Annotated in this window: 7 protein-coding genes; 4 read left to right on the top strand and 3 right to left on the bottom strand. The window is 42.0% G+C overall.

The window, feature by feature from the left end; all coding sequences use genetic code 11:
* The 3 genes from PLE34_RS20810 to PLE34_RS20800 form a co-directional block, all read right to left on the bottom strand.
* On the bottom strand, positions 1–2,406 hold a 2,406-nt coding region (locus PLE34_RS20810; protein ID WP_324560211.1), incomplete at its 3' end, for a VCBS repeat-containing protein.
* Between the two features lie 160 nt (positions 2,407–2,566).
* Positions 2,567–4,096 (bottom strand): RagB/SusD family nutrient uptake outer membrane protein, encoded by a 1,530-nt coding sequence (locus PLE34_RS20805; RefSeq protein WP_324560209.1) that lies wholly within the window; start codon positions 4,094–4,096, stop codon positions 2,567–2,569.
* 34 nt (positions 4,097–4,130) lie between these two features.
* Positions 4,131–7,103, bottom strand: coding sequence for a SusC/RagA family TonB-linked outer membrane protein (locus tag PLE34_RS20800; RefSeq protein WP_324560207.1), 2,973 nt, complete (start codon positions 7,101–7,103; stop codon positions 4,131–4,133).
* A 185-nt stretch (positions 7,104–7,288) separates the two neighbouring features.
* Here PLE34_RS20800 and PLE34_RS20795 point away from each other — a divergent pair, with 185 nt between their 5' ends.
* The 4 genes from PLE34_RS20795 to PLE34_RS20780 form a co-directional block, all read left to right on the top strand.
* Positions 7,289–8,404 carry an acyltransferase family protein gene (locus PLE34_RS20795; RefSeq protein ID WP_324560205.1) on the top strand — a complete coding sequence of 372 codons (1,116 nt, stop codon included), beginning with the start codon at positions 7,289–7,291 and terminating at the stop codon, positions 8,402–8,404.
* A 239-nt stretch (positions 8,405–8,643) separates the two neighbouring features.
* The gene (locus PLE34_RS20790; protein WP_324560203.1) at positions 8,644–9,807 is read left to right on the top strand and encodes a Gfo/Idh/MocA family protein; all 1,164 of its coding nucleotides are present in this window, start codon (positions 8,644–8,646) and stop codon (positions 9,805–9,807) included.
* A 120-nt stretch (positions 9,808–9,927) separates the two neighbouring features.
* Positions 9,928–10,344: a DoxX family protein gene (locus PLE34_RS20785; protein ID WP_324560201.1), complete on the top strand. Its 417-nt coding sequence runs from the start codon at positions 9,928–9,930 to the stop codon at positions 10,342–10,344.
* 204 nt (positions 10,345–10,548) lie between these two features.
* Positions 10,549–10,829: transposase (locus tag PLE34_RS20780; RefSeq protein ID WP_502875901.1), on the top strand; the 281-nt coding region annotated here is incomplete at its 3' end.

Raw genomic sequence — 10,829 nt, 5'->3', positions numbered from 1 at the left:
TGTAACATCTGTAAAGTTGCCCTTCCCGTCATTTTCCAATAAATAACTTTGCGGCGATATACCGTATGCAAACGGTACGCTTCTGCTTCCTATAAAAAGATCGGGGTCTCCATCATTATCAAAATCGTTTGCTACAACTACGGAAATATTCATAGCATTAGATGGCAAACGCCTGTTACCAATACTAAAATTCCCCTTTCCATCATTGATATATAACCGGTGTTGCAGCTCAGGCATCCCCTGCTGGCGATTGTTACCGCCCGCACCAACAAAAAGATCCTGGTCTCCATCGTTATCACAGTCAAAGAACAATACGCCGGTATCTTCAAACATGGCAAAGCGATCAAAAAGCGGCTCCGCTTTTTTTATAAAGCTGCCATCGGGTTGCTGCATATATAGCTGACCGGGCTGGTTGGCAGCACCTCCCACATACAGGTCTGTCAGTCCATCATTATTTACATCCGCGGTATCAGCTTTTGGTCCTTCGCGCGACAACAGAACAGGGATATTGCGCTCATGATAAAAATCCACATAATTATCTTCCGCGTGTTTATCAAAAGAAGATGCAATGGGTTGCAAAAAAGTAGCTGTAGTGCTGTTATGGGGCAATCCTTTTTCGGTATGGAGGGGCTTAGTGATTATATAAGTGGTATCAACCGCCGGATTGTACTGCATGGAATAAGACCGGTCCGGCCATATGATCATCATTGAATCAGGTTTATTGTTGCCCAACCCAATAATATTTTTATAATCAACAGAAGATTGAAAGCCTCTGGTTGGTATAACCTCACGGGTATATATCGTATCTCCTGAAAAGACTTTAATGGAACTGCCGATAGCAAAGATATTCTTGTCAGCTTGTTTAAGTGTAATGGCAATATAGTGATTAGCTTTTTGCGCTCTTGCATTATTGCGATATACAAAAGCAGGTCCGTTTACATTATTCGTGACGAGGTCAAGATCACCATCATTATCCAGATCGCCGTAGGCGGAACCGTTGGAGAAGGAAGGCCGATCTAAGCCCCATTCGGTACCTGCATCTTTAAAAGTGAGGTTGCCATTATTTTTGAAGGCCTTATTCGATATGGGCACAGAAGGCATTTTATTAATAATACTTTCAATTTCTTCTTTCTTGCCGGTAAGTACCATTTTCTGAATCATATCATTGGCAAAAAAATTCATGAAATCAAGATTGGTCACATCGTGATAAATACCATTACATACAAAAATATCATTCCAGCCGTCATTGTCTGCATCAAAAATCAAACCACCCCAGCTCCAGTCTGAAGCGGCAACACCACTATAGTAGGCAATTTCATGAAATTTTCCTGCCCCGCTATTAAGCTGCAAAGTATTCTGCGTGAACTGATGATAAAAGCCGGATTTTTCTTTTAACTGATATACATCGTAATTTTCGAATGAGGTAGTAGTTTTAATGCGCTTATCCTCGTAGGGCAGCATGTCGGTAGTAAAAATATCCGGCAGCCCATCATTGTTAATATCACCGAGATCAGCGCCCATTGAGGCAAGGCTGGTGTGTTGCATCCAGTTTTGCAATTCATCTTTATATGTGCCGTCCCTTTGGTTTATATACAGGTAATCCCGCTCGAAAAAATCATTCGAAACATATATGTCAGGATAATAATCTCCATTTATGTCGCCTACCGTTGCGCCTAATCCAAAGCTGATCAGGCTGCCGTAAATTCCTGCTTCTTTGCTAACATCAGTAAATTTTCCATTGTCGTTTCTCAACAAGCGATCTCCCCCGCCTTTCAAAAAGTCGGCAACGGGCCAATCGGCTGCACGTAAATTCCTTTTATTGGCATAATTTAAAGTGTTAACAGGAATAAAGCTGTTATTGATAATAAAACAATCCAGATCACCGTCCATATCATAATCAAAAAAAGCAGCATGTGTTGTGTATCCGCCGCGGTTAGTAAGCCCATACTCAGCCGCGGATTCTTTAAATGTTAAATCATGATTGTTGATAAACAATTTACACTCTGGCAGACGGCCATCAATATAACCCGCGTTACAAAGAAAAATATCAAGCCAGCCGTCGTTATTGATATCTACCAGCACAACTCCGGTGCTCCAATCCTGCTCTGCCTCTATCCCTGCCTTATCAGAAACATCTTCAAAGCTCCAATTGCCTTTGTTAAGGTATAATTTATTACTCCCCATATTGGCTGTAAAAAAAACATCGGCGAGTCCATCATTATTGATATCCCCAATAGCCACCCCTCCTCCATTGTAAAAATTGCGATAACTGAAAATATTGAAGTCTTTGGTATTATGGATATTGTTTGAAAAATTAATACCGGTTTGCTCCATGGCTGTAAATAATAGGGATTGAGCATTATTCTTTTTATCCTCTTCCTTGCAGGAAAAAAAAGAGCATAGCATAAAAAAGAATATGGATAATTTATAAAGAAAACATGGTTGCATTAAAGGGCTTCAGTTTATACAGGTAATGAAAAACTTTCGTCAAAAATAAGCTGTATGATGATACACTAAGAAAGGCTGCTTTAAAGGCAGCCTTTGCATTATTATAATTCAGAAAAAACTAATATCCCGGGTTCTGAATAAGATTAGGATTAACCGCTAACTGATTAGCCGGAATAGGGAACAGCAAATTTTTAGGATCATCCGCTGTTTTTTCCTGCCAGGCATCATTGTATTTTCCAAAGCGAACCAGATCCTGGCGTCTCCAGCCTTCCCAATAAAATTCACGGCCTCTTTCATCAAGCAGGTTCACTTCGGTTAACGAAGCAAGTGCGGTTGCGCCACGCTTTGCTCTTAATGAATTTACAATTATAAGGCCGTCTCCCGCCTTGTCTGTTCTTAACAACGCTTCTGCTTTCATTAATAATACATCGGCATACCTGAAATAGGCCCAATCGTTATTTTTCTGGTCGCCTGATGTTGCATAATCATACGGGTATTTTATTGCTCTTATACCAGTCATTTCAAGATTGCTTCCTGTTTCACGCAGGCTAACTTCTCTTGTAAAAGCAAGGTTAACCCCCTGTCTGTCTTTCAATGGTGCATCTGTAGTAAGATTGTATTGTTGCCCGGCTAAAAGACCAACATTCTGCCTGTTACCGGGATTAGGAAGGGTTCCCGGATAAACATAGTTTATACCTCTTCTTTCGTCAGAGGCTTCAAACTTATCATAAAAATCAGATAATGTAGCAAAGCCATTCCATCCTCCCGGGTCCATATTATAGTGTGCAATCTGGTACCAGGCATTCCGTATGTCAGACCCGCGTATACCGTTTTCATTAAAAAAAGTGAATATATTTTCTTTAGATATATCATTATTGGTTGGAGCAAAATTATCGAAGTACTTGCCCGCATCGCTCAACGCATATTTACCGCTACCAATAATCTCATCAGCAAGTGTTATTACCTGGTTCATATCTGCCGGATCAAAAGTGGGATTAGTACGATCATCTTTGAAAACACCCCTGTTAAGATAGGTCTTCATCAATAAGACTTTTGCAGCATTTTTACTTGCTATATAAGCCGGAACATTATCAGGCAAATCATTCATGATCGCATTAAGCTCACTGATAATAAAATCCGTGGCTTCGGTTCCTTTGAGTGTAACAGGATCAAACCTGTAATCGGAAAGATCTTCCCTGAAGGGAACCTGGTTCCATCCGTCTACTACAGAAAACATAGTCAGGGCTCTTAAAAACCTTGCTTCAGCAGCCTGCTGTGTACTGGGGTTGAATTGCAGTACATTGGATGCATTAAACTGAGCAGACAGGAGGTCGCTGAAAGCACCGTTAATTTGCCCGTGATCTGCATTCCATGTGTGTGCATGTAAAGCGCGCCATTGCCCGTTATCATCCCAGTCCGGTCCTCTGGTTGGAGCAATCGCTTCATCGGATGTATGCTCCTGAAGATGCCAGAAATTACCATCCTGGTATGTAGCAAAGGAATTATAGGTTGAAGTTAATAAGCCTTCAGCAGTAACGCTGCTTAAATCATTCTGACTTATTTCACTATTGAAAGATTCTTCTAACTTGGTGCAGGAAAAAGAAACCACCATCAGAAGAACAAACAATATTTTGTTCATATATTTCATATAACTAAGTTTATTCATTTTGTTTAATGGCATGCTATAGTGAAAAATTAACCCCCAGTATAACCGTTCTTGCTGAAGGATAAGGAATATAATCTATTCCTATTGACGGTATCCCGTCAACAGAGCCATCTGTGCTTACTTCCGGATCAAACCCGCTGTATTTTGTTATTACAAAAAGATTTTGGCCGGTAAGTGAGATGTTTACATTTTTAAAAGCATTCCCGATATTCCCTATCCTGTAGCTTAGGGTTGCATTAGCCATTTTCATGTAGTTCCCTTTTTCAAGATAGCGGGTAGAAGGAGCCGGAGCATTTGATGTAGCTTCTTTTGCATCCGTATCAAATATTGACTTGGCAACATTTCTGCCACCTCCAAGATTGCCAATTCCTAATACTGTAGCTGCGGTATTGTTAAATAAATAGTGGCCAAACGTTCCGTTCATATTAATGGTTGCCGTAAATTTCCTGTAAGAGAAATCAGTTGATAAGCCCAGAAGCATTGTAGGATTAGGGCTGCCAACGTAGTATTTATATGCAGAAGGATCACCCTCCTTATAGATACTTTGCCCTGTTGCTTTGTCAATACCTTCAAAAACACCAAGATACCATACATTCAATGGTTGATCGCTAACAACTCTTTGACCATATACATCGGAGAAACCCTGTCCTCTTAATGCTCCTGTCTGGTAAAATCCCGAGAGGCCTTTCACGGTGTTTTTCAGGAATGACGCGTTACCTGTAATATTCCAGTTGATATTCTCATTTCTCATCAACGCACCTGTTAAAGTAATTTCCCAACCTTTATTTAATACATATCCATCAAGATTCACCCATATTTTACCATTTGGTGCAGGCTGAGCCAATGTTCTTTCAAACAAAACATCTGTGGTTTTTTTATAGAAATAATCTACGGAACCGTATAGCCTGCCATCCAATACTTCAAAATCAATACCCGCATTGGTAGTAGCTGATGTTTCCCATCTCAGGTCAGGATTGGCAAAATTGGTTTGAGAATATCCACCATTGTTACCTCCTATTGAGAAACGCGCTAATGATGCGCCGGATACAAATTCCTGGTTACCTGTTTTACCCCAGCCAAAACGCAGTTTAAGATTGCTGAAAATATTGTTCCCGTCCATGAAAGATTCATTGCTGATATTCCATGCAGCTCCCAGAGAGGGGAAATAACCGTATTTTTTATTTTCACCAAAACGGGTAGAGCCATCCGCACGGAATGTACCCGTGATAAGGTATTTATCCTGGAAATTCAGGATAGCCCTGGCAAAGTAAGATTGTAATTCTGTGGTGGGTGAAGCGTAAGAGCCTATCTCTCTGTTTGAAGTGATCCCCTGTTGTATATAGTTGTAATAATTGAGCCCTATATTTTGAAAATCTTTGCCGGACATACCATTACCACGGTTGTCAAAAATCAGCCATTCATGTCCTGCAACAGCATTCACATTGAATCCTGAAGCAACTTCTTTATTATAGCTTAAGGTATTGGTGATCTGCTGGTTGGTTTGCTCATCATTACCAATAAAGGCAACACCGTGATCAAGCACTCCATCAAGGTTTAAGCGACGATCAATCATTCCTTTTCTAACACCGGTTTGGCGGTTAACACTGTATAAGAATTTATATTCCAGGTCATCGGTTATTTTATATGACGGAGAAATACTTGCAATAATTGTATTTATTACCGCCCTGTCTTTATAATAAGCAAGAGATGATAATGGGTTAATGGTTGTTCCCTGAAGGGTAGTTATTGAATCGGCACTCTGCCTCACTTTTAAGGTAGGGTTCCATTGCAAAGCCTGTGATATAACGTTACCGGTAAATCCTACAAAAGCAGATATCGGTGCAATATTTTCGTTGGTTTGGGTAACAAGCACATTAACGTCCAAACCGAGCTTCTTGCTTTCCAGGAATTTAAAGCTGCTGGTTAAATTGGCAGTGATCTTCTTTAACTGAGATGTTTCAATTACACCTTCCTGGTTAAGATAACCCGCAGAAACACGGTACCTGCCGTTTTCCGTTCCACCGCTTATTGCTGTATTATAGTTTTGCGTAATGGCTGTTCTGGTTATAGCATCCCAGGCATCCTCATTTGCGCCGTAATCCCCACTGGCTATATTGTAATCCTGTAAAACCTTTCTGTATTCATCAGCGTTCAGCACTTCAAGCTTCTTCAGAACGTTTGATACTCCTACAGAGGCGCTGGCATCCAATTGGGGCGCTCCGCTTTTGCCACGTTTGGTAGTAATGATAATAACGCCGTTAGCTCCCCTTGAACCATAAATCGCAGTGGCAGAAGCATCCTTTAATATTTCCATTCCGGCAATATCATTAGGATTAATGAAGTTTAAAGGGTTACCTCCATCGCTTCCGTAATCACCGCCACCGCCTGTGCCGGGCCGGGATGAACCGCCGGAAAGCGGCACACCATCAATAACAAATAATGGCTGGTTACCTGATCTGATGGAAGAGCTGCCCCGTACCCTTATGGTGGTAGAACCACCCGGCTGACCTGTATTATTAATTACCAACACGCCTGCAGCCTTACCTTGTATAAGCTGGTCGGGGGCTGTGATAACCCCTCTGTTAAAATCCTTTTCCTGTACCGAAGCAACGGCGCCGGTAAGATCTTTTTTACGGGCAGTACCATAACCCACTACTACCACTTCATCTAAGCTGGAAGTAGAAGCAACAAGCAAAATAGTAAGATTATCGGAGTCAATAGGCACATCCTGGCTTTCATAACCAACAGCCGATACCGCTAATATTTTGGCAGCAGCAGGAACCGCAATAGTAAAATCGCCTTTCGTATCGGTAGTAGTGCCTGAGCGGGAGCCTTTAACCTGAATAGTTGCCCCTACTAAAGGAGAACTGTCTTTACTATCGGTTACTTTACCGGTAATGGTTTTGTTTTGAGCTAACGCGGTGGAGAGAGAGAAGCATAGCAAAAATATTGACAGGGCAATACATTGCAGCAAACGTTTTGGCAACATAATGAACAAATTAGAGTTTATAAGTATATAAGTTTTCTCTACAATGTGTATATATACACAAAACCGAGTATACAATATTAACCTTTTTTTTTTATAAAGAAAACTTTCTTGCCGTCAAACCCTGAAACCCAATAATGCTTATATTCGGTGGTTTTTTTCAACCCATCTTATATAATGCTCTTCGTATGTCTCAAACCTTAGGCTCACAGCGCCTGTATTCCTTAGATGCCCTTAGAGGCTTTGATATGTTCTGGATCATGGGAGGCGAACGCATCTTTCACGCGCTTTCCAAAGCAACAGACTCACCGTTCTGGAACGGTTTGTCGCACCAGTTTTCACATCCGGACTGGAATGGCTTCCGGTGTTACGACCTGATATTTCCCCTGTTCCTCTTTATTGCCGGCGTTGCCACTCCCTATTCCGTTGGCCGGCAGTTAGAAAAAGGCACGCCCCGCCAAAAATTACTATGGCGCGTAGTTAAGCGGGGACTGATATTGGTTGTGCTGGGCATCATTTATAATAATGACCTGCGCATACAACCCATTTCAGAAATGAGGTTTGGCAGTGTGCTGGGGCGAATTGGATTAGCATATATGTTTGCTAATATTATTTATTTGTATACCAAAAGCCAAAGAAGCCGGATAATATGGACAGGGAGTTTGTTATTGGGATATTGGTTCGTCTTGTTGTGCACCGCTGCCCCTGGATTTCCTGCAGGCAACCTTACTCTTGAAGGTAATTTTGCCTCCTATTTTGATCGTTTATTCCTTCCGGGTAAGTTGTATGTAAATAATATGCATGATCCTGAAGGGTTATTTTCTACCATCCCCGCTATTGCTACCGGACTGTTAGGTATATTAACAGGAGGCTTTCTGAAAAACAGCAAACTTTCACCTGATGTAAAAGTAGTACGTTTGATCGCCGCCGGCGCTGCGCTTATTGCAGTTGCCCTCCTATGGAACATTGTTTTTCCTTTCAACAAAAATTTGTGGTCAAGTTCCTTCGCAATCCTGGTGGGCGGCATAAGCATGCTGCTGCTGGCTGTTTTCTATTATATTATAGATGTAAAGGGATATAAAAAGTGGGCCTTCTTTTTTGTGGTCATCGGTATGAATTCCATTTTAATTTACATGTCGGGCCATTTTATTGACTGGAAATATACCACGAACGCTCTTTTTGAATGGCTTACCCAACTGGCCGGAAATCCTTACGGCCCGGTTGTTTTTGTGTTTTGCTTTATCGCTGTAAAATGGGCCTTCCTGTATTTTTTGTATAAGAAGAAAGTGTTTTTGAAAGTATAAGGCCTCGGAGTTTTTATTTTATCGTTTGTGGCTTATAGTTGCGCTTCGGAGTTCGCATTTGCCCGTCATTGGCAGCCCCCCCGCCGTGGTGGCAAACGAACCATATGTACTTTATCGCTCTTGTTATTATGATTTTGATTTTTGCTCCGGCCGCCGATGGCTTACTGGTGCCAGCCGGCACCTTATTTCACCTGTTGCTTTAACAAGTTTTTTTATTAAATTACACTAAAACAATTGTTATGAGAACCTTCACCCGTCAGCAGTTCTTACAGCACACTGCCATGGCCGGGGCTGCCATGCTGTTATCTTCTTTGGAGGGCTTTGCACGTACAAAGCCCGATAAAAAAATCAAGGTGGCCGTAATAGGCTGTGGTAGTGTTTCCGGGGTATACTTACCCCATTTATCAAAATCGCCTGCTGTTGAATTGGTAAGCGTGTGCGATATTGTTTTCTCCCGCGCCCAAAAAAGAGGGCAGGAATTCAATGTTCCCCATCAGTATGCGCATATTGATCAGCAATTGGCGGGCGCTCCTTTTGATTTGCTGGTAACGCTTACCGATATGCAGGAACATGGCCGGCTGAATAAGCAGGCGCTGCAGAGCGGAAAGCATGTGTGGAGCGAAAAACCCATGGCAAATACCTATAAAGAAGGGAAAGCATTATTGGATCTGGCTAAAGGTAAAAACCTGCGGATATGGGGTGCACCTGCAGTAGTAAACAGTCCGCAATTTGCATTTATGTCACAAGCCATCCGTGAAGGTAAGTTGGGGAAGATTTCCTCCGCACACGCGCATTACGGCCACCTGGGGCCTACCTGGTCGGCCTTTTTTTATGAAAAGGATGGAGGCAGTCTCCCCGATCTTGGCGTATATAATATTGCCACCTTAACAGGGTTACTTGGCCCTGCAAAACATGTGATGGCCATGACCAGTATTGTAACACCTGAAAGAACGGTAGATAATAAAGGGAAGATAAAGGTAGAAGCGGAAGATAACACCATGCTGTTAATGGATCATGGGGAAGGCATTATTTCACATGTACAATGCGGATTCAATTATTTTGATCCGTACGGCCATGAGGGAAAAGGGCAGCAAAACCCTACGATCACCATTTGGGGAACAAAAGGCAATATGGGGTTGATCGGATATGACTGGGCGCCGTTTGGTGTGGATCTGGCTACTTCATTTACAGAACCACCGGTAAGGCATGTGCCCGACCCCGGAACCTATGTATGGCAACAGGGAGCAAGTGTTGTTGCAGCATCGCTCATTACCGGCAATGAGCCGCTGATAGCTGCCGAACATGCATTGCATGTGCTGGAAGTAATAGAAGCGGCAAGAGCTTCCGGCGATACGGGTAAAAAAATACAGTTGCAATCTGCCTTTAAATGGCCGGTGGTATAGTTCATTGTTATCGCCCGGAGGCGATAACAAAACCGTTCGTGGCGAAGACGCCACGAACAGCAAATCATCGAACAGCAATAATAGCAATGCAATTTATTACAACATCATTAAATGTTGGTTATGATAAAGCTGCTTTCATCATCGCCCGTTGCACAGCAAAGCGGACTTGCCTTTATCCGCATCATCGTTGGACTGCTCATGGTTTATCATGGATGGGAAGTTTTTGATGCCGGTAAGATAAAAGAATATACGGAATGGGATTTCTTTAAAAAATTTGACTCACCCTTATTTGTGGTATATATCGGCAAGAGTGCGGAATTACTGGCGGGCATATTCCTGACTATCGGATTATTCACCCGGCTTGCTTCGCTGGTATTAATAGCTACCATGCTGTATATTGCTTTTTACGTAGGTAGCGGAAAAATATGGTACGAAGACCAGCATCCTTTTTTATTTGTATTGCTGGGATTGGTTTTCTTTTTTTCAGGTTCCGGAAAATGGAGTGTTGCCGAATGGCTTCAAAAGAAAAAAAAGTAGAAATAGATGTATAGATACAAGGTTTATTCATCGCTTAGAATAAAAACTATGAAACAACACTTTAATTGTGCTGCATGTAATGCAAACGCTGTATGAGGCGACCCTGACTGCCGTCAGAGAACGCTGTATGAGGCGTCCTCGCCTCATACGATAGTATTATCGCCTCCGGCGATGAACACAATTAGCCAACTAAAAACACCACCTATGAGTTACGAAAACGCTGATGGCTATAAAATTCGAAACCAGCACGGATTGCATTTTTTGACTTTTACTGTTGTAGACTGGATAGACTTGTTCAGTCGCCGGTGTTACAGGGACATTTTGGTAAAAAACATGCAGCATTGCAGGTTAAAGAAACAACTTTCGATAGGTGCTTATGTAATAATGACGAATCATATGCATGTTATCTGGCAGTCTGAATGCGGAAAGCTGAGTGATACGGTCAGGGATTTTAAATCCTTTTGCACAAAGGAATTCATTCATGC

This window comes from Agriterribacter sp. (genome assembly GCF_035445465.1).
Taxonomy (GTDB): Bacteria; Bacteroidota; Bacteroidia; order Chitinophagales; family Chitinophagaceae; genus Agriterribacter.
Note: the sequence above shows the minus strand (reverse complement) of the source record. Positions and strands in the feature narration are given on the sequence as shown.